This is a genomic window from Actinoallomurus iriomotensis, assembly GCF_030269445.1.
Taxonomy (GTDB): Bacteria; Actinomycetota; Actinomycetes; order Streptosporangiales; family Streptosporangiaceae; genus Actinoallomurus; species Actinoallomurus iriomotensis.
Genome location: NZ_BSTJ01000011.1, coordinates 99,902 through 117,555 on the forward strand (window position 1 = coordinate 99,902; position 17,654 = coordinate 117,555).

At 68.6% G+C, this 17,654-nt stretch carries 18 protein-coding genes and 1 tRNA gene; 13 read left to right on the forward strand and 6 right to left on the reverse strand.

The annotated features are described in order from the left end of the window. Positions 1-154 precede the first annotated feature (154 nt). Complete coding sequence (locus QSK37_RS37445; protein WP_285630442.1) at positions 155-1,252, forward strand: hypothetical protein; 1,098 nt, start codon at positions 155-157, stop codon at positions 1,250-1,252. A gap of 22 nt (positions 1,253-1,274) precedes the next feature. On the opposite strand, the gene QSK37_RS37450 is transcribed toward QSK37_RS37445, so the two are convergent. Next, complete coding sequence (locus tag QSK37_RS37450) at positions 1,275-1,490, reverse strand: hypothetical protein (RefSeq protein ID WP_285630444.1); 216 nt, start codon at positions 1,488-1,490, stop codon at positions 1,275-1,277. Positions 1,491-1,874: 384 nt separating this feature from the next. Here QSK37_RS37450 and QSK37_RS37455 point away from each other — a divergent pair, with 384 nt between their 5' ends. The 6 genes from QSK37_RS37455 (at position 1,875) to QSK37_RS37480 (ending at position 6,682) form a co-directional block, all read left to right on the forward strand. Then, positions 1,875-2,594, forward strand: coding sequence for a L,D-transpeptidase family protein (locus QSK37_RS37455; protein ID WP_285630445.1), 720 nt, complete (start codon positions 1,875-1,877; stop codon positions 2,592-2,594). Between the two features lie 498 nt (positions 2,595-3,092). Further along, a complete protein-coding gene (locus QSK37_RS37460) occupies positions 3,093-4,679 on the forward strand; it encodes a sensor histidine kinase (RefSeq protein WP_285630447.1) in 1,587 nt (528 codons plus the stop codon). Between the two features lie 31 nt (positions 4,680-4,710). Beyond that, the gene (locus tag QSK37_RS37465; protein ID WP_285573650.1) at positions 4,711-5,142 is read left to right on the forward strand and encodes a roadblock/LC7 domain-containing protein; all 432 of its coding nucleotides are present in this window, start codon (positions 4,711-4,713) and stop codon (positions 5,140-5,142) included. Between the two features lie 98 nt (positions 5,143-5,240). Further along, a complete protein-coding gene (locus QSK37_RS37470) occupies positions 5,241-5,513 on the forward strand; it encodes a DUF742 domain-containing protein (protein ID WP_285630449.1) in 273 nt (90 codons plus the stop codon). Further along, positions 5,494-6,075 (forward strand): GTP-binding protein, encoded by a 582-nt coding sequence (locus tag QSK37_RS37475; RefSeq protein WP_285630451.1) that lies wholly within the window; start codon positions 5,494-5,496, stop codon positions 6,073-6,075. The genes QSK37_RS37470 and QSK37_RS37475 overlap by 20 nt, the downstream gene beginning before the upstream one ends. Positions 6,076-6,106: 31 nt before the next feature. Next, the gene (locus QSK37_RS37480) at positions 6,107-6,682 is read left to right on the forward strand and encodes a GAF domain-containing protein (RefSeq protein WP_285630453.1); all 576 of its coding nucleotides are present in this window, start codon (positions 6,107-6,109) and stop codon (positions 6,680-6,682) included. A gap of 24 nt (positions 6,683-6,706) precedes the next feature. Here the strand turns inward: QSK37_RS37480 and QSK37_RS37485 are convergent, their stop codons facing one another. The 4 genes from QSK37_RS37485 to QSK37_RS37500 all read right to left on the reverse strand — a co-directional run bounded on the left by QSK37_RS37485 (position 6,707) and on the right by QSK37_RS37500 (position 10,696). Further along, positions 6,707-8,206 carry an acyl-CoA dehydrogenase family protein gene (locus QSK37_RS37485; protein ID WP_285630455.1) on the reverse strand — a complete coding sequence of 500 codons (1,500 nt, stop codon included), beginning with the start codon at positions 8,204-8,206 and terminating at the stop codon, positions 6,707-6,709. Between the two features lie 728 nt (positions 8,207-8,934). Beyond that, positions 8,935-9,008 (reverse strand) — tRNA-Met (locus tag QSK37_RS37490). A gap of 81 nt (positions 9,009-9,089) precedes the next feature. Continuing rightward, positions 9,090-9,674, reverse strand: a complete 585-nt coding sequence (locus QSK37_RS37495; RefSeq protein ID WP_285630457.1) for a TIGR03086 family metal-binding protein — start codon at positions 9,672-9,674, stop codon at positions 9,090-9,092. Then, positions 9,671-10,696, reverse strand: coding sequence for a sigma-70 family RNA polymerase sigma factor (locus tag QSK37_RS37500; RefSeq protein ID WP_432705637.1), 1,026 nt, complete (start codon positions 10,694-10,696; stop codon positions 9,671-9,673). The genes QSK37_RS37495 and QSK37_RS37500 overlap by 4 nt, the downstream gene beginning before the upstream one ends. 193 nt (positions 10,697-10,889) lie before the next feature. Between QSK37_RS37500 and QSK37_RS37505 the strand changes: the two genes are divergently transcribed. The 3 genes from QSK37_RS37505 to QSK37_RS37515 all read left to right on the forward strand — a co-directional run bounded on the left by QSK37_RS37505 (position 10,890) and on the right by QSK37_RS37515 (position 13,469). Then, positions 10,890-11,630: an SDR family oxidoreductase gene (locus QSK37_RS37505; protein ID WP_285630459.1), complete on the forward strand. Its 741-nt coding sequence runs from the start codon at positions 10,890-10,892 to the stop codon at positions 11,628-11,630. A 3-nt stretch (positions 11,631-11,633) separates the two neighbouring features. After that, entirely contained in the window at positions 11,634-12,629 is a 996-nt protein-coding gene (locus QSK37_RS37510) for a sigma-70 family RNA polymerase sigma factor (RefSeq protein ID WP_285630461.1), read from the forward strand. Positions 12,630-12,713: 84 nt separating this feature from the next. After that, entirely contained in the window at positions 12,714-13,469 is a 756-nt protein-coding gene (locus QSK37_RS37515) for an SDR family NAD(P)-dependent oxidoreductase (RefSeq protein ID WP_285630462.1), read from the forward strand. A 12-nt stretch (positions 13,470-13,481) separates the two neighbouring features. Here the strand turns inward: QSK37_RS37515 and QSK37_RS37520 are convergent, their stop codons facing one another. Next, positions 13,482-14,240 (reverse strand): SDR family oxidoreductase, encoded by a 759-nt coding sequence (locus tag QSK37_RS37520; RefSeq protein WP_285630464.1) that lies wholly within the window; start codon positions 14,238-14,240, stop codon positions 13,482-13,484. A 72-nt stretch (positions 14,241-14,312) separates the two neighbouring features. Between QSK37_RS37520 and QSK37_RS37525 the strand changes: the two genes are divergently transcribed. The 3 genes from QSK37_RS37525 (at position 14,313) to QSK37_RS37535 (ending at position 17,636) form a co-directional block, all read left to right on the forward strand. Beyond that, a complete protein-coding gene (locus QSK37_RS37525; RefSeq protein WP_285630466.1) occupies positions 14,313-15,188 on the forward strand; it encodes a sigma-70 family RNA polymerase sigma factor in 876 nt (291 codons plus the stop codon). A 189-nt stretch (positions 15,189-15,377) separates the two neighbouring features. Beyond that, positions 15,378-16,169: an SDR family NAD(P)-dependent oxidoreductase gene (locus QSK37_RS37530; RefSeq protein ID WP_285630468.1), complete on the forward strand. Its 792-nt coding sequence runs from the start codon at positions 15,378-15,380 to the stop codon at positions 16,167-16,169. A gap of 39 nt (positions 16,170-16,208) precedes the next feature. Further along, entirely contained in the window at positions 16,209-17,636 is a 1,428-nt protein-coding gene (locus QSK37_RS37535; RefSeq protein ID WP_285630472.1) for an MFS transporter, read from the forward strand. Positions 17,637-17,654 lie beyond the last annotated feature (18 nt).

Genomic DNA, 17,654 nt, shown 5'->3' on the forward strand with positions numbered 1-17,654 from the left:
ACGCGGCCCGGCACAGGTCTGGTTCATGGTCGACGGCTGGATCACGAAGGTGCTGACCTTTCGCTCTGGCCCGAAACGATGGCATCACGCGGCGTTCAGAGGATTTCTTATGGGGCGGTGCGAACTCCCGGACGGATCGCGTAAATGGAGAGAGATGCTGATCACGAATCCAGGTGCGATCCGTATGGGATCTCGGGTCCTCCTCTCCCTGGGGTCCGCACTGCTCATCGCGGGTTGTACTGCGAGCACATCGAGCCCGTCGTCCTCGGGGCGGCCCGTACGCGTCGCCGCCCCCACGTATGCCGAGTTCGGCGACGGAAGCGCCTTCCCGCTTCCGGTGGCCCGCTTTCCGGAGGACTCCGCCCGGCTCGTCGGCCCGCACTACTCGCTCCAGATCGACCGGGTCGCCTTCGCGGATCGGCTCACGCAGGACCAGGCGATCGGGTTCGAGCAACAGGTCAGCGACATCGGGCCGATGCGTGCCGCTCCGGGCCATCGCTTCATGATGCTGCTCACCGCGCGGCACAAGGTGACGGCGGCGCTGGAGAACGACCCGATGAAGCAGGTTTCACCGGATGGGGTGCGGGCCGAGTTGCGGGTCGGTGGGACGACGCTTCGGCTGCCCGGCGGCTTCTCGGACCTTGCCGTCGAGAACACGATCCTGATGAGCGTGCCGACCGCGGGTGACCCGGTGCTCGCGGTGACCGACTCCGGTCGCACGCAGAGCCTCGACCTCGCCACCGGGAAGCGGGGCGCGGACGCGATCGCCGGTTACTATCCGGTGCCGAAGGGCAGCGGGTTCAACGCGTCCGTGTCCGGCATCGTCGGCCGGGCCCCCTACGGCCTGAGCGTCAGCACCAAGGAAGCCACGCTGCAACCGTACCTGCCCCGCGCGGGATGGGCGGGCAAGGGCAGGGCCTGGCTGTGCCTCAACGGCGACGCGGCCGCGGTCTCGCCGCCGGTCGGGCCCAAGGCGTTCGGCTACGACCTCGACGTCGGCGCCAGCTTCACCTTGGATCTCACCGGTGGCGGAACCGCGCGCGGCCACGGGCAGGTCGGGGCAGCTGTCGCGGCGGATTCGGCCTCCTTGGCGTCGCTGGCCGACACGCGGCTGTACTTCCCGGTGCCGGCCGGTTTCCGCAGTGGCACCCTGCGGTTCCACCCGACGGGGTCGTTCCGGGTCGGCGGGCGCAAGGTGTCATGGACGCCTGGCCGCCGGCCCGGTCCGATCCACATCCGCCTGCACACGTGACGGGGCCGCTCAGCGAGTACGGCTACCGGCGGCCGGCCCGGCAGGAGTCGTCATTCGAGGTGTTCAAGGCGATGACCGTCAGATGGTCGAGCGACCGCACACCTTTGATCACCAGGAGGTGTCGCGTGTCGTTCCCCTTGAACGTGTAGGTCGTTCCCGAGGTATCCGGATCTCCGGTGACCGGATTATCGTCCTTGTCATCCGCCTCGAAGTTGATGGTCGCCGGAGTCTTCGCCACCTTCGCTGTGATCTCGACCCCGGCGGAGGTGACCCGGTAGGAGATGGTCGAGCACATGCCGGCGGCGCTGTCACCGACCGGCGAGCCGGACGGCAACGGCCCGTCGACGGACCCTGGCCGGCCGTTCGCCGACGTCGAGGCCGTGGCGTGATGGGCGCCTCCGCCGCCACACCCAGCCATTCCAAGACCGGCCACTACGACGAGGGCGAGCTTCCGCAAGGTGAACGCTCCAAGGTGAGTTGGTTTCGGCTGAATAGCGTATCGGGGGCGCCATGTCACGCGATATCTGTAGAACCCCTATTGGCTGTTGACAAAGCGTCGTACTCACGGACTCTGTGGTAGAAACAAGTCGCTTGTGTCACCTGCTGGGTCTTAGGAGCGGATATGCAGGTCAGTCTTCGCAGGACCGTCGCTCTCGCGGCGATGTCGGCGTCCGTCCTCGTGCCGGCGCTGGCCGCTCCGGCGACGGCGTCTCCTGCCAGGGCGTCTCTCCAGGCAGCCGCCATTCCGACGATGCAGTTCGGCGACCGCGGACCAGCGGTGAAGCAATTGCAGGAGCGTCTGAAGGCGATGCACTACGACCCCGGGACGATCGACGGCATCTGGGGCAACAACACGAGTGTCGCCGTGTGGGCGTTCCAGAAGGTGAACCACATCAGCCCGGCATCGAGGGTCGGTAGCCAGACGAAGGCCGCGCTCGCCCATCCGCGCACGCCTGCGCCTCTCGTCCCCAAGGGAGCCAAGAACCGGGCCGAGGTCGACATCAAGCACCAGCTGCTCTACATCTACAAGAGCGGTCGTCTCGTGCTGACCAGCCACATCTCGAGCGGCTCCGAGAAGCGTTACTACTCCCAGGGGCACTGGAGCGTCGCGCATACGCCCCGTGGCGACTTCTCGGTCTACCGGAAGGCCGCAGGCTGGGAGACCTCGCCGCTCGGCAAGCTGTACAAGGCCAACTACTTCCGTGGCGGCTACGCCATTCACGGCGAGCCCGAGGTGCCGCTGCACCCCGCCTCGCACGGCTGCGTGCGGGTGCCGATGCACACCTCGAACATCGTGGCGGCGCTACTGCCGATCGGCACGCGAGTCTACGTCCGCGGCTGACATGGACCGATGAAGTACGGTTCCCCCCGCTGGACCGGGCTCTGCCGACGATCGAGCTGACCAGGGGGCCGGCGGAGGATACACAGGGGAAGGCGCCCGTCGCTGGAGATCGCAGTGCGGCCGTCATCACAGCGGGCCGCGCGCGGCCTGGATTAATAAGGTAATCGCAGGTCAGCGACCCTCTGGATTCCCGAGCTGTAAGGGTAGGGTTCCCCGAAGACTGACAGTTTCGCTGCGTTTACCGAGGTCATCCGTGGGTACCCGTCGGTCTCCGTCGTGTCTGAGGAGCCGGATTGACCCAACCGCGGAGTGTTCCGATGTAGGTCCGAATCACTCAGTATTGTGACCCCTGTTGTTCGACCGGTCCCCCCCGCCCCAAGGACGCCGATGTCTGAGTTCGCCCAGCCTGCCGTTGTCTCCGAACGCCAAGAGGCTGGACGCCATGGCAGGCCATCGCGTCGCGGGAGACGTCGTCCGACCAGCTTTCACGCGCGGCACATGTGCATTTCCATCCTCCCGGCGGCCGCCATGGCGCTGCTGGGGGTGGCCGCCGTGATCGACCTGTTCGCGGCGGGATCCTCGTCGCCGAAGTCTCGCCTCGTACTGGTCGTCATCGCCGCGGTGGCGGTGGTGGTCATGGGCGCCGCGGTCTTCGGGGCGGACACCGCGACCCGCCGGGAGCGCCGGGCGACCGGCCATCCACCCGCCGGGACGGAGGCGATGCAGCGGCGACTCGGCGAGCTGGGATCCCTGATCGCCCGCGGTCGTCAGGACCTCCAGGGCCTGACGGAGCGGATCGCGGCCGGCGAGGCCGTCTCACCACGCAACGTCGACTCCTGGCCCGACGCGAACGGCGATCCCTTCGCGTACCTCGCGCGTGAGCTGCAGAAGGCTCAGATCGAAGCCTGGAACGCGCTGATCGGCGCGGCGGCGAACCAGCGGAACACCGGCGCTTCCGTGCAGAGGGTCGAGGTCTTCGTCAACCTCGCCCGGCGAATGCAGTCGCTGTCCCACCGCGCGATCCAGGGACTCGACGAGCTCGAGAACCAGGTCGAGGATCCGGATCTGCTCAAGGGCCTGTTCAGGGTCGATCACCTCAGCACGCGCATGCGCCGTCAGGCCGAGAGCCTCGCCGTGATCGGCGGGGCCGCCTCGCGGCGTCAGTGGAGCAGGCCCGTGACCGTGTACGAGGTCCTGCGCTCGGCCATCGCCGAGGTCGAGCACTACAGCCGGGTCAAGGTGGTGCCACCGGTCGAGGGAACACTGGAGGGGAGCGCGGTCGCGGATGTGATCCATCTGCTGGCCGAGCTCGTGGAGAACGCCACCAAGTTCTCACCTCCGCACACGCAGGTGCTGCTGCGCGCCGAATCCGTGACCGCCGGCCTGGCCATCGAGATCGACGACCGCGGCCTCGGCATACCGCGCGAGACCCAGCATCGGCTGAACGGCCTGCTCTCCAACCTTCAACACGTCGACGTCGACGAATATGTGAAGGACGGCCGTATCGGACTGCTCGTGGTGTCGGCTCTCTCACGCCGGCACAACGTCGTCGTCAGGTTGCAGACCAACCTCTACGGCGGCGCCCAGGCCGTCGTCGTGATACCGAATGAGTTGATCGGTTCGGAACAGCAGGAGGCGAGCACCCGGCGGCTGGAACCGGCGCCGGAGCCCGCCGAAGCCGTACCGGCCCTGTCGGCCGGCGCCACGGGCGTACCCTCGTCCTCGACACCTGTCTCCGGTCTTGTCGAAGGAAGTCCGGTACCCAGCGGCTCCGCCGGCCCCCGTGCCCGTACAGGCGATCCCTCGGGGACACGACAGACTCAGGGCGCTGCCGCGCCCGCCCGGCAGACGGACAGGCGCACCGACGTCTCCCCGCCGAGGGCCGAGGGGCAGCGCCCGGAACTGCCGAGACGTCGCGCTCAGTCGAACCTGGCACCTGAGCTCCTCAACACTCCCGCATCCAAGGACGACGAGGATGACGGTGCGGACACCGGCTACAACCCGGGCCTGATGGCGGCGTTCCAGAACGGAATGCGCAGCGGTCAGGAAGAAGACACGACGGACAGAACCGGTGGCGGTGCCTGATGCAACGTCACCTACCTAGAAGGAGCGTCCATTGAACGCCGTCTCGCCGAACCAGGCGCAGGATCTTGCCTGGCTGCTGAAGGGCCTGGCGGACGAGGTCCCCGTCATTCGCGGCAGTGTGCTGCTGTCTTCCGACGGAATGATGAAAGCCGCCCACGGCATGGATCGCGCGAGTTCAGAACATCTCGCGGCACTCGCCTCGGGTCTGTTCTCCATGGCGCGGAGCGCCGGCGCCAAGTTCGACGGCAACAACGAGGTGCGTCAGGTCGTCGCCGAACTGAAGTCCAGCCAGCTGTACCTCACGTGGGCGGGCTTCAACTCGGTGCTCGCGGTGCTGGCGACGGGCGAGGCCGACCCTGCCGTCGTCGGCTTCGAGATGGCCCGGTTGATCAAAGCCGTCCGGCCCTTCCTGGACACCGCGGCCCGGCCGCCGGCCACCGCGTCTGACGACTGGAACAGGTGAGAATGACGGTAGCCGGTGACGACGAGGTATGGCTCGACGAGGAGGCCGGCCCTCTCATTCGCCCGTACACGGTGAGCGCGGGCCGCACTCATCCCACCGTGAAGCTGGATCTGGTGTCATTGGTGATCGCGATCGCTCAGCCCCCGAGAGGCATGGATCCCGAACACCACAAGGTGCTCGGACTGTGCCGCAACCCGATCTCCGTCGCCGAGGTGGCGGCGCACATGCGCCTTCCGGTAGCGGTCACCAAGATCCTTCTTGCCGACCTGGTGGAGTGCGAGGCCATGGCGATGCGGGCCCCGAGTACTACTTCCGGCGCCACCGACCGAGTTCTATTGGAGAAGCTGCTCGATGGCCTACAAGGAATCTGATTTGTTCCCCACCCAGGTCAAGATTCTGATCGCGGGTGGCTTCGGCGTCGGAAAGACGACATTCGTCGGCGCGGCGAGCGAGATCGAGCCGCTGAACACGGAAGAACTCATCACCGCGGCCAGCGTCGGTGTCGACAGTCTCAGCGGGATAGAGGACAAGTCCACCACCACGGTGGCCCTCGACTTCGGCCGTATCACCATCGAGCAACACGAAATCGTGCTCTACCTTTTCGGCACCCCGGGGCAGGAGCGCTTCTGGTTCATGTGGGACGAGCTGTCCGCCGGGGCGCTGGGCGCCATCGTGCTGGCCGACACCCGTCGCCTGCAGGCCTGTTTCGAGGCCGTGGACTTCTTCGAGAACCGGGGCATCGAATTCCTGGTCGCCGTCAACGAGTTCGACGGCGCGTTCCACTACGAACCAGAAGAGGTGCGAGCCGCCCTCGAACTCGACCCCCGTGTGCCGATCGTGATGTGCGACGCTCGGGACACCCGTTCCGCGACATCGACGCTCCGGTCCCTGATCCGCCATCTCCTCGCCGCTGTGCCCGCCCAGTCCGCCTGATACACCTGTAGCCCCTCACATGGAGGCCTCTGTGACGAACGACCAGATGTTCGAGCCCCCCGGTCACCTGCTGACGCCCGATGACCCCGAGGTGCCCCGACGCATGGCGCGACTGCGAGCACTGGGCCTGGGCCAGGCGCCGGACCGCGAGTTGGACGCGTTCGCCCGCGAGCTCGCCGAAGCCGCCCAGGCGCTCTCAGGAGCCGATCACACTCCCTTCGCGATGGTGAACTTCGTCACGGACCATCAGTTTCTCGGAGGTCTTTACACCCCGCCGGGTGCCTCTCCCGCCAACGCCCTGCTACAGAACCGGGAAGCCCCCCTCGACCTCGGCTTCTGCCCGCATGTCGTCGTCCGGCGCAAGGCCCTCGTCCTGGACGATGTCTGCGACTACCCGCGATTCGCCGGCAACGCGATCGTTGACGGGCTGGGCATCCGGACCTATGTCGGAGCTCCGTTGATCGACCACACGGGCACGGCTCTCGGCACGGTCTGTTTCGTCGACAGCGAGCCGCGCCCGTGGGGTCGTCCCGGACTCAACCTCATCAAGGAGAAGGCCGCCGACCTGATCCAGTTGATCGACCGTCTCGATGGCCTGCCGGGCTAGAGCCTTCGTACTCCGCCCGTCCCGTCACGCCCTGGCGTGGAGAGGGATGGACTGAGAAAGCACGCCGGTCGACTGCGCCGGGACTCCGTCGTCGGCGTCGAGTATGCCTGTTGCCAGCAGGCGGAACTCCGTGGTGACGCCGACGATGTCGGTCTTGAGGAACTCGATGGCGGGCAGGACCCTGCCCGAGTCGGCGTTGGTCTCGGCGGCCCACTTGAGAACCTGGGCGATCGCGAACAGGTAGGCGATGGCGCGGCCGGCCAGGACCATGTGTTCCTGTCCGAGTTCCTGGTCGAGGAATCTCAGGTCCAGCCGCAGCGTCCTGACGGCGGGCGCCGTGAGCGGCCAATCGGCCAGGAAGCCGCTGAGGGAGCGGCCCTCCAGCCGGGCCAGGCAGTACTCGGTGAGCTGTTGGCTGAGCAGGTCGTTGTTACCGTCGAAGATGGTGAAGACCCTCGAATCGAGGAAGGCCTGACCGGCGATGTTGGTGGGTGAGCCGCACCGGTACCCCTCGCCGCCGGCCAGTTGCTGGTAATGGTTCGCCGCGCTGACCATCCGCTCGGTGACGACGGTCTTGATGGCCTGTACGGCGGGGAACGCAGGGGTCATGTCGGCCTTGAGGTCCAGCACCGTCCGCAGATAGTGGTTGAGCGCCTCGGCGATGGTGTAGGAGCCGTCGATCATCGCGAGCCGGTAGCGGGCGAACCGGATCGCCGACAGCGGTGCCCGCCCGATCAGGCGGCCGTCCGCGTACGCGTGCGCTTCGCGGCTGATGCGGCGGAGGAAGCCACACCCCATCGCCGCCATCATCGCTCGCGAGGCCATGAGTATCTCCACCATGGCACTCAGGTTCCGTCCATCGGCACTGATCCGCCGATGCCGGGGGACGACCACGTCGATCTCGTTGACTCCGTAATCGACGACCTTCAGGCCCAACGGCTCGTAGCGCTGCACGGTACGGAATCCCTCGCTGCGCTTGACGAGGAAAAAGCCGTACTCGCGGCGACCATGGTCCTCGTTCTTCGCGCTGACCAGCCACCAGTGCGCGGAGTAGCTGAGGGCCTGCCAGTGCTTGCGGCCGCGGATCCGGTAACCTCCGTCGGTCTCCTCGAACGTGGTGGTCATGCCGGACATGGCCGAGCCGCAGCCCGGTTCGGTGGCGGCGAATCCGGCCATCAGCGGATCGCTGCCGGCGAACAGCGGGAGCATTTCCTGTTTGGCCTCCTCGCCGGCCCACATCGCGATGGGCCGCAGCCCGAGGACGGTATTGACCGTCACATGTACGCCGAGCGCCAGGTTCTGCTCCGACACGACCTCGGAGACCCGGCACATGTCAATGTGGCTGTCGCGGCCCCCGTACTCCTTGGGCAGGGCCGGCAGGAGTACGCCGCTTCCCACCAGGAGCGCCCAGTCGTCGGCGGGGAGGTTCTGCTGTGGGTAGGTTGCGGAGTCGAACTTGGACGCGACAGCTTCGACGCCAGCGATGAAGTCGTCGGTCGACAGAGACAGAAGAGCCTTGGTCATGGTGTCCGCTCTCATAAGTCGGGGTCTAAAAAGGGGAAGTGGTCAGGTCCCGACGACTATGAACGCTCTAATGTCTGTCCAATGGCGAGACTGCCGGTCACACGAAACCTCCTGTCGAATGTGCTGTTACCTGGACGGCGGCCTACGGAATCATCGTGAGCACAGAGATCACTAAACGCAAGACACCTGAGGCAGGCTGTAATCATCCGTCGAGGCTCACGGCCATCCCGGGCGTCTAGGGGGCTGGACAACCAGTGGATCTTAGTTCCCCCCGCGTGAGCTCGCCTAACGCGGGTTCCCCGCGGTCCGGGATCAGCACGGACCGTACGCCTCATGTGGGCGTACGCCGGTATCGACGGGGGCGGGAACAGTCAACGGCCCTACCGCGGCGACGGCGTTTCCGATCTGAGGTAGCCGGTTCTGGGCTGCGCGTTCGTAAGCCGACCAGGGAAGAAGGGGTGAGCGCTCCGGACAGTCAGAGGTTGTTGACCATTGTTGTCAGAGGTACGGCAGAGAGTCGAGGTCCGGATGTGGCCATCGGTCACGGCCTACGTCCGGCACCGTGACGCGACACTCGGGTACGGCGTCGACTCGCAGGCGGTCGCGGACATCGACGAGGTGCTCAGGGGTGATTGACGCCTGCGTCATGCGACCTGGCGCCTTTTGGGATCCGTGGATCTGGCCGAACGGCGCTGGCCCCCGCGGATGAGCGGGGGCCAGGCGATGAGTGGCGCGAGCCGGATTTGAACCAGCGACCTCTGGGTTATGAGCCCAGCGAGCTACCGAACTGCTCCATCGCGCTGTTGATGATCATAGGGCAGAAGCGGCGGCGAAGGCGAACGGATAACGACGAAAGCCGCCGCCCGCCGGGCGATCGCCCGGTTCAGGCATCTGGTCTGCGGCCCAGGAAGGCGAGCAGCCGGTCGCCGGGATCGGCCCGCCGCGGCACCGGGGCCGGGGCGGCGAACAGCGGCCGGCGGGTGACCTCGGTGACCAGGATCGGTGCGACTCGCAGCATGTCGGTGGCCAGGGCGGCCGGGATCGGCCGGTGATGTCCGCACGCCCGGGAGACGTCCCAACCGTGTACGGCGATCTCGAGCGCTCCGGTACAGGCCACGATCTCGTTCGGCACCGGGAGGCACGCGATTTCGGTGACGCGGCCCCGGCAGGCGGAGGCGGACCACGATCCCAGCAGGTGGGTCGCCCGGCGCCGAAAGTGCGCCACGGGGTCGGTCATCGGCCGGTCGTCGTGGGGGGCCGGAACGGCGCTGCCATCGAGGTGCCGGGTATCGATGATCTGCTGGAGCACGTCGAGTGAGTCGTTGAGGTGGTCGAGCAGCGTCCGTAGGTTCCAGGCCGTACAGGGTGTGGGGTTCGAGTGCTGTTCCGGCGATACGCCTTGGACGGCGCCGAGGGCATAGCCGATCGCGCGCTCCAGCATCGCGGCTCCGTCCGCCGGAGTCGTCATGGCGTCGACCCGAGTGTCCGGGGGAATTCGAAGAGTTCGAACAGGCTCGGCTCGTGGAACCTGACGATGCGCGTGATCCCGGCGGCGGAGATCGAGAGGACCATCACCGCATGTGCGTGATGGACGCCGTCCGGGCCGCGCTGGTACAAGGCGAGCGCGGGCTGCCCGTTGGCCGTGGTCGCGATCGTCCGGAAGGCGCCGGGAACCGTGAGAACCCTGGACCTGAGGAAACGGCCGATGGACTCGCGGCCGGCGAACCAGGTCGGGGTGGGCGGCATCTCCAGTACGGCGTCCTCGGTCAGCAGCCCCATCAGGGCTTCGACGTCGGCGTTCTCGAAGGCCGCGGCGTAGCGATCCAGCAGTTCACGCTGCCGCGCGCCGGAGGCCTCGGTGGTCTCGTCCTCGGAGGGCGCCACCTGGCCGAGTTGGGCGCGAGCGCGCTGCAGGATGCTCTTGACGGCGGGGACGGAGATGTCGAGCAACTCGGCGACCTCCGCCGCGCGCAGCGCCAGTACGTCACGCAGGATGAGGACGGCGCGTTGGCGCGGGGGGAGGTACTGCAGGGCGGCGATCAGGGCGAGCCGCAGAGTCGCCCGCGCGGCGACGATGGCGGCGGGATCGCCGGAGTCGGCGTGGACCAGACGGTCGGGGATGGGCTGGAGCCAGGCCACTTCCGGCGGTGGTGCCAGCGGGCCTTCGGGGTCGTCGGCGGGACCGCCGAGGCCCGAGGGCAGCGGCCGGCGCTTGCGATGCTCAAGCGCGGTGAGGCAGACGTTGGTGGCGATCCGGTAGAGCCAGGTGCGCAGTGACGCCCGGCCTTCGAACGCCTCGTACGATCGCCACGCGCGCAGGTAGGTCTCCTGGACGAGGTCCTCGGCGTCGTGGGCCGAACCGAGCATGCGGTAGCAGTAGGCCAGGAGCTCCGGCCGGTACGAGTGGGTCAGCCGGGCGAAGACGTCGCCGTCCGCATTGACGTCGGTGCGGCTCATCCGCGTCACCTCCCCGGTGCGGGTCTCTGCCATGCTTCGCCCCTTCGGTCATCATCGAAGTTCCCCTCGCACCTATCGACTCGGCGAGTCGCCGAAAGGAATCGGTCGAGGTCGAACCCGCCCTTGTGACCTACATCACCTCTCTGGCTCGGATCGCGGAGACGGATTCTTCGGCGGCGGCTGGTCTAGATACCGACCGCACTCGACTCGACTCTCGGAGCGTCTGATGTCCGATTCCTTCCCAACGGCCGTCGTGACCGGGGCCGGCCGTGGCTTCGGGCGGGCGATCGCCGCCGCGCTCGTCGCCGCGGGCACCGGTGTCGTCGGCATCGCCCGCGACGAGCGGGAACTCCGTACCGTAAGTGAGGAACTCGGGGGAGGCTTCACCCCGGTCGTGGCCGACGCCACCGACGAGGCGCTCGCGCATAGCGTGATCCGCGAATACCGTCCCGGCCTGCTCGTCCTCAACGCCGGGGCCAGGCCGCACATGGCGCCTGTGCACGAGCAGACCTGGGAGACCTTCAGCCGTAACTGGCACGTCGACACCCGGCACGTCTTCGCCTGGACCCGGGCGGCGCTGGTAGAGCCGCTGGCGCCCGGCAGCGTGGTCGTCGCGATGTCCAGTGGGGCGGTCGTGGCCGGGTCCCCGCTCAGCGGGGGGTACGCCGGCGCCAAGGCCGCGATCCGGTACATCAGCGACTACGCCGCCGAGGAGTCGAACAGGGCGGGCCTCGGCATCCGCTTCGTCGCGCTGCTTCCGCAGCTCACGCCCGCGACCGGCCTCGGTGCGGAGGGGGTCGCCGACTACGCTGCCCGGCAAGGCGTCGACCAGGACACCTTCATCGGCGGCCTGCAGCCGATCCTCACCCCGGAGCAGGTCGCCAAGGCGGTCGTGGATCTCGCCGGCGACCGCGACGGCGCTCCGGCCTACCTGGTCGCCGGCGCCGGGCTGCGCCCGCTCGGCTGAGCCGTGAACAGCACCGTACCCACGGGAGAATCCGCGATGCCGACGGACGCCGAGTTCGCCGCCCTGGTGGAGCCGTTCCGGCCGGAACTGCTCGCGCACTGCTATCGAATCCTGGGCTCGATCCATGACGCCGAGGACCTGGTGCAGGAGACGTACGTGCGTGCGTGGCGCGGGTTCGGGCGGTTCGAGGGCCGCTCCTCGGTCCGCCGGTGGCTGTACAAGATCGCCACGATGGCATGCCTGACGGCGCTGGAGAGGCGCGCCCGGCGGCCCCTTCCGTCGGGGCTCGGCGCACCCTCGGACGATCACCGGGTGGCCGTCGCCGGAAGCGAGCCGTCGGTGGCGTGGCTGCAGCCGGCACCGGACGCGCTGTTCGCCGCCGGCGACCCGGCGGCGATCGTGGCCGACCGTACGGGAGTGCGGCTCGCGTTCATCGCCGCGCTCCAGCTCCTCCCGGCCCGGCAGCGGGCCGTCCTGACGCTGCGCGACGTGCTGGCGTTCCGTTCGGCCGAGGTCGCCGAGATGCTGGACACGACGACCTCGGCCGTGGACAGCGCGCTTCGCCGCGCCCGGTCTCGCCTGGCCGAGGCCGGACCGGTGCAGGACGACCTGGCCGAGCCGGACGAGGCGGTCCGGCGAGCCCTCCTCGACGACTATGTCGCCGCGTTCACCCGCGCCGACCCCGACGCCCTGGTGGCCCTGCTGCGCGCCGACGTCGAGCTGGAGATGCCGCCGATCCCGACCTGGTTCACCGGCCGGTCCGCCGTCCTGGGATTCCTGGCGAACCGGGTCCTGAGCAGGGACCTGTGGCGGCTGGTGCCCACCAGCGCCAACGGCCAGCCCGCCTTCGTCATCTACGAACGCACTGGCGACGGCGGGTACGAGGCGTACGGCATCCAGGTGCTGACCCTGGTCGGGACCCGGATCAGCCGCATCACCGCGTTCATGAACCCGGACCTCGTACCGATCTTCGGGCTCGCCCCCGAACTCGCGAAATAGACCGGGCGGCCACGCGAGTGGGGAATCGAATCCTGCTCGGTGCGTCCGGCTTACACCCCTGCATGGGAAAAGGAGATCGTCATCATGGCGACAATCGCCGACAAGACAGTTCTCGTTACCGGCGGTAACCGCGGTATCGGGCAGGCGTTGGTCGAGGAGGCCCTGAGGAGGGGCGCGAGCCGGGTGTACCTCGGTACGCGTACTCCTGTGGACCATCCGGATGGGCGGGTCACGCCGGTGGCTCTGGACGTGACCGACAGGGGCCAGATCCAGCTGGCCGTCGATGCGGTCGAGTCTCTCGACATCCTCATCAACAATGCCGGCATCGCGCTTTACGACGACTTGAGCGACCGTCACGTCCTCGAGCGGCACCTCGCCGTCAACCTTTTCGGGACCTACGACGTGACCCGGGCCTTCCTGCCGTTGCTCACGCGTTCTGGGGGAGTGATCGTCAACAACCTGTCGGTCAACGCCTTCGCCCCGTTCCCGGTCATTCCGGCATATTCGATCTCCAAGGCGGCTCTGTTCAACCTGACCCAGTCGCTGCGTGCACTCCTGGCCGGGCAGGGCGTGCGTGTTCATGCCGTCCTCACCGGCCCTGTGGACACCGATATGAGCCGGGACGCCGACATACCGAAGTCGGCTCCGGAGACCGTCGCCCGCGGAATCCTCGACGGGGTGGAGAGGGAGGAGGAGGACATCTTCCCCGATCCGATGGCTGCGACCATGGCCGAGAGCTGGCGCGGCGGCGCGGCGAAGGCGCTCGAGCATCAGTACGCGGAGATCGCCGGAATGGCAGTCGCCGATCAAGGCCGTGGCGTCGGACGGGATCCGTCCTGACCGGGTCGCACGTCACGCGTTGGCGGTCAGGAACTGTTCCCAGGTGCCGTGGCCGGTGGGGGCGTCCTCGGTGAGGTTGGCCCCCGACCGGTAGGCCCTGCCGACCTTGCCCGGGACGTGGATCGGGAGCCGGATCCGGTGCTTGCCCACGGCGGCCAGGTAGGTGCGCTGGAGTTCCTCCAAGGTGTAGACGCGCGGTCCGGCCAGGTCGGGGACGCGGCCTGCGGGGTCGCCCAGGGTCAGTTCCGCCAGCCGGACCGCCACCTCACGGGTGGAGACCGGCTGCCAGCGCACCCCACCGGGCGCCAGCAGGATCGGCGCCTTCGCCATGGCCCGTACGGTCTTCAGCGCGAGATCGTGGAACTGCGCGGCGCGCAGGAGCGTGTACGGGATGCCGGAGGCGACCACGATGCGCTCCGCCTCCGCCTTGCGGGCGAAGTAGCCGATCGGCACGGTGTCCGCGCCGATGACCGAGATGAGCACCAGGTGTTCCACCGTGCCCGCACGCTCGGCGGCCTGGACCAGGTTCCGGGTGCCGACATCGTCGCCCTTGGGCCCTCCGGCGAGGTGCAGCACGGTCCGTACCCCGTCGAGCGCCTCGTCGAGGCCGGCCCCGGTCAGCAGGTCGACGGCCACGTACTCCACGCCGTCGCCCGGTTCCCGATCGTGCCGGCTCAGCACCCGGACCCTGTGCCCGGCCTGCCGAAGGAGCGGAACCACCTGCGAACCGAGAAGCCCGGTGCCGCCGGTGACCAAAATGGTGGAGGACATGTCCTGGTCTCCCTCTTGTAGATTCGCGATGCGACACGGCTATGACCCGGCCGGGCTCAGGAATGTGACACGGTGATCCAAGACTTTCCGGCGATCGACAGGTTCGAGGCGGAGCGGCCCCGGCTGCGGGCGCTGGCCTACCGGATGCTCGGCTCCGGCGCCGAGGCGGACGACGCGGTGCAGGAGACCTGGCTGCGGTTCGACCGGACCGACCTGTCAGAGGTGGAGAACCTGGCGGCCTGGCTGACGACCGTGGTCAGCCGCGTCTGTCTCAACCTGCTCCGCGCGCGGCAGTCCCGGCGCGAGGAGCCGCTGGAGAGCTTCACCTCCGACTGGCTCGGCGCGGCCGACGAGGATCGGCTCCCGCAGGAGGAGGCCGAGCTGGCCGACTCGGTCGGGCTGGCGATGCTGGTCGTGCTCGACCGGCTGAGCACGGCGGAGCGGATCGCGTTCGTCCTGCACGACATGTTCGACGCGGCCTTCCCCGACATCGCGCACATGATGGAGCGCGATCCCGCCGCGGTCCGGAAACTCGCCAGCCGGGCCCGCGCCAAAGTACGGGGGACCGGGCCACGACCCGTGGATCCGGCCCGCCGGCGTCACGCGGTCGAGGCCTACCTGGCGGCAACGCGCACCGGGGACTTCGAGGCGCTGTTGACCCTGCTCGACCCCGAGGTCGAACTCCGCGCCGACGCGGCGGTCACCGGTGCCGCCGAACCCCTCACCCTGCAAGGCGCCCTGGCCGTCGCCAGAAGCGCCCTCGCCGCGGCCCCCCGCGCCCGCTCCACCGCGCTGGCCCTGGTCGACGGAGACCCGGCCCTCGTCATGGCCCCGCTCGGCAGGCTCTCGCTGGTCATCCAGTTCACCTTCAGCGGGACGGCGATCAGCGCCATCGACATCACCGCCGACCCGGACCGCCTCCAAGGCATCACCATCACCCTCGACTAGGGCCTGTCTCGAGGTCCCCGTCCGTAGCGAGCGGCGCGCAGTAGGACAGCGGGGCTTTGAGACAGGCCCTAGAGGCTCGGCGCCGCCGTGTTCGCGCCGGGCGACTCCGGGCCGATTCCTTTCGGTGGGCCGGCGAGTCGGTAGGAGTGACGGACTTTCGTCCGTACCTATCGATGACCAGGAGGAACGGTGCTGCTCGAGAACAAGAACGCGATCATCTACGGCGCCGGCGGAGCGGTCGGCGGCGAGGTCGCCCGCACCTTCGCCGCGGAGGGAGCCCGGGTCTTCCTCGCCGGGCGCACCGGCGCCGCACTGGAGGCCGTCGCGGAGAAGATCCGCGCCTCGGGCGGCGTCGCCGACGTCGCCACGGTCGATGTGCTGGATGAGGACGCCGTAGAAGCACACGCCGACGCGGTGCTCCAGGAAGCCGGATCCCTCGACGTCTCCTTCAACGCCACCAGCCTGCCCCAGACCCACATCCAGGGCACCCCGTTCGTCGAACTGCCCGCCGACGACTTCGACCTGCCCATCACCACCTACCCCAGGGCCAACTTTCTCACCGCCAGAGCCGCCGGCCGCCGCATGGCCGCCCAGGGAACGGGCGTGATCTTGACCATCACCGCGTCTCCGTCCCGTACCGCCGTCCCGCTCATGGGAGGCATGGCGCCCGCATGGGCGGCGGTCGAAGCACTCTCACGCGGCCTGGCCGCCGAACTCGGACCCCAAGGCGTCCGCGTCGTCTGCGTCAACGCCGCCGGAATGCCCGAGACCTCCCAGCTCAACGAGGTCTACACCCTCCACGCCAACGCCTACGGCATCACCCGCGACGCGTTCGAGACCCGCATGGCCGAGCGCACACTGCGCAAGAAACTGCCCACCGTCGCCGAAATCGCCGACGTCGCCGCCTTCGTCGCCTCCGACCGTGCCGCCGCCATGACCGGAGCGATCGCCAACCTCAGCGGCGGCATGATCGCCGACTGATAATCACGCGCGATTACTCGAACACTCCTAAGGAAACGCATGGCCAGGAAGACGAGTGGTTGGCTGCTCGGCCTCACCGCGACGGCGTCGCTGATGGTGGCGCTGGACGCGACCGTGATAGCGACCGCACTGACCAGGATCCGGCTGGATCTGTCGGCCGGCATGGAACAGCTCGAATGGACGGTGAACGCGTACAGCCTGACCTTCGCCGTGCTCCTGATGACCGGAGCCGCGCTCGGCGACCGGTTCGGGCGCAGACGGATGTTCGTGGGCGGGCTGTCGCTGTTCACGGCGGCCTCGGCGGCATGTGCGGCGGCCCCCGGCATCGGCTGGCTGATCGCCGCCCGCGCCGTGCAGGGCGGTGGGGCCGCGCTGGTGATGCCGCTGGCGATGGCCCTGCTGAGCAACGGGTTCCCGCCCGAACGGCGGGCCAGGGCCTTGGGCGTCTTCGCCGGCCTTACCGGGTTGGCGGTAGTGGGCGGTCCGGTCGTCGGCGGGATCGTCACCCAGGGGCTGGCCTGGCAATGGATCTTCTGGCTCAACGTGCCGATCGGCCTGGTCGTCATCCCGCTGGTGTTCCAGCGCATTCCGGAGCACCGCGGCGCCGGCGCCTCCTTCGATCTCGGCGGTGTCGTCTTGGTGACCGGGGGCGCGCTCGGATCGGTCTGGGGCCTGATCCGCGCCAACAGCGTCGGCTGGGGTGCGCCCGAGGTGGACGGCGCACTGGTGGCCGGGGGCGTGCTGCTGGCGGTGTTCGTCGTCTGGGAACTCCGCGTCCGGCAGCCGATGGTGCCCATGCGACTGCTGCGGTCGCGCGGCTTCTCCGCGGGCAACGCGGCCGGGCTCTTCATGTACGCCTCGCTGTACGGCTCGTTGTTCTTCATGGCCCAGTTCCTGCAGACGGGCTTGAATGACGGGCCGATGGGCGCCGGACTTCGGCTCATGCCATGGACCGGGACGGTGACGGTCGTGGCGCCCGTCGCGGGAGTGCTGGTGAACCGGCTCGGGGCCCGGACGCTCACGGTCGCCGGGATGACCCTGCAGGCCGTCGGGATGAGCTGGATCGGGCTCATCGCGGAGCCGTCACTGGGCTATCCGCGGCTGATCGCGCCGATGATCATCGCGGGCGCCGGAGTCAGCATGGCGATGCCCGCCACGCAGATCTCGGTCATCAACGCCGTCGCGCCGCAGGAGATCGGCAAGGCGTCCGGGGTCTTCAACATGCTCCGGCAGTTCGCCGCGGTGTTGGGAGTGGCGGTCCTTGCCGCGGTGTTCACGGCCAAGGGCGGGTACGGCACCGCACGAACCTTCTCCGACGGCTTCGCGCCCGCCATCGCGGTCAGCGGCGCACTGTCACTCGCCGGTGCGCTCTCGGGCCTGCTCATTCCACGGCGAAGCCGGGTGTCCCGGCAGCCGACCGTGCGGGCCGTACCTCGGCCTGCTCAATCATCAGCGCGCCACATCTAGGCCGCGCCCTGTTCTCAC

What these genes read in the sequence shown, in the direction of transcription:
- QSK37_RS37485 (WP_285630455.1), bottom strand. Translation starts at nt 8,206, where the DNA reads ATGACCAAGGCTCTTCTGTCTCTGTCGACCGACGACTTCATCGCTGGC.
- QSK37_RS37475 (WP_285630451.1), top strand. Translation starts at nt 5,494, where the DNA reads ATGGCCTACAAGGAATCTGATTTGTTCCCCACCCAGGTCAAGATTCTG.
- QSK37_RS37505 (WP_285630459.1), top strand. Translation starts at nt 10,890, where the DNA reads ATGTCCGATTCCTTCCCAACGGCCGTCGTGACCGGGGCCGGCCGTGGC.
- QSK37_RS37535 (WP_285630472.1), top strand. Translation starts at nt 16,209, where the DNA reads ATGGCCAGGAAGACGAGTGGTTGGCTGCTCGGCCTCACCGCGACGGCG.
- QSK37_RS37495 (WP_285630457.1), bottom strand. Translation starts at nt 9,674, where the DNA reads ATGACGACTCCGGCGGACGGAGCCGCGATGCTGGAGCGCGCGATCGGC.
- QSK37_RS37445 (WP_285630442.1), top strand. Translation starts at nt 155, where the DNA reads ATGCTGATCACGAATCCAGGTGCGATCCGTATGGGATCTCGGGTCCTC.
- QSK37_RS37500 (WP_432705637.1), bottom strand. Translation starts at nt 10,696, where the DNA reads ATGGCAGAGACCCGCACCGGGGAGGTGACGCGGATGAGCCGCACCGAC.
- QSK37_RS37455 (WP_285630445.1), top strand. Translation starts at nt 1,875, where the DNA reads ATGCAGGTCAGTCTTCGCAGGACCGTCGCTCTCGCGGCGATGTCGGCG.
- QSK37_RS37460 (WP_285630447.1), top strand. Translation starts at nt 3,093, where the DNA reads ATGTGCATTTCCATCCTCCCGGCGGCCGCCATGGCGCTGCTGGGGGTG.
- QSK37_RS37520 (WP_285630464.1), bottom strand. Translation starts at nt 14,240, where the DNA reads ATGTCCTCCACCATTTTGGTCACCGGCGGCACCGGGCTTCTCGGTTCG.
- QSK37_RS37515 (WP_285630462.1), top strand. Translation starts at nt 12,714, where the DNA reads ATGGCGACAATCGCCGACAAGACAGTTCTCGTTACCGGCGGTAACCGC.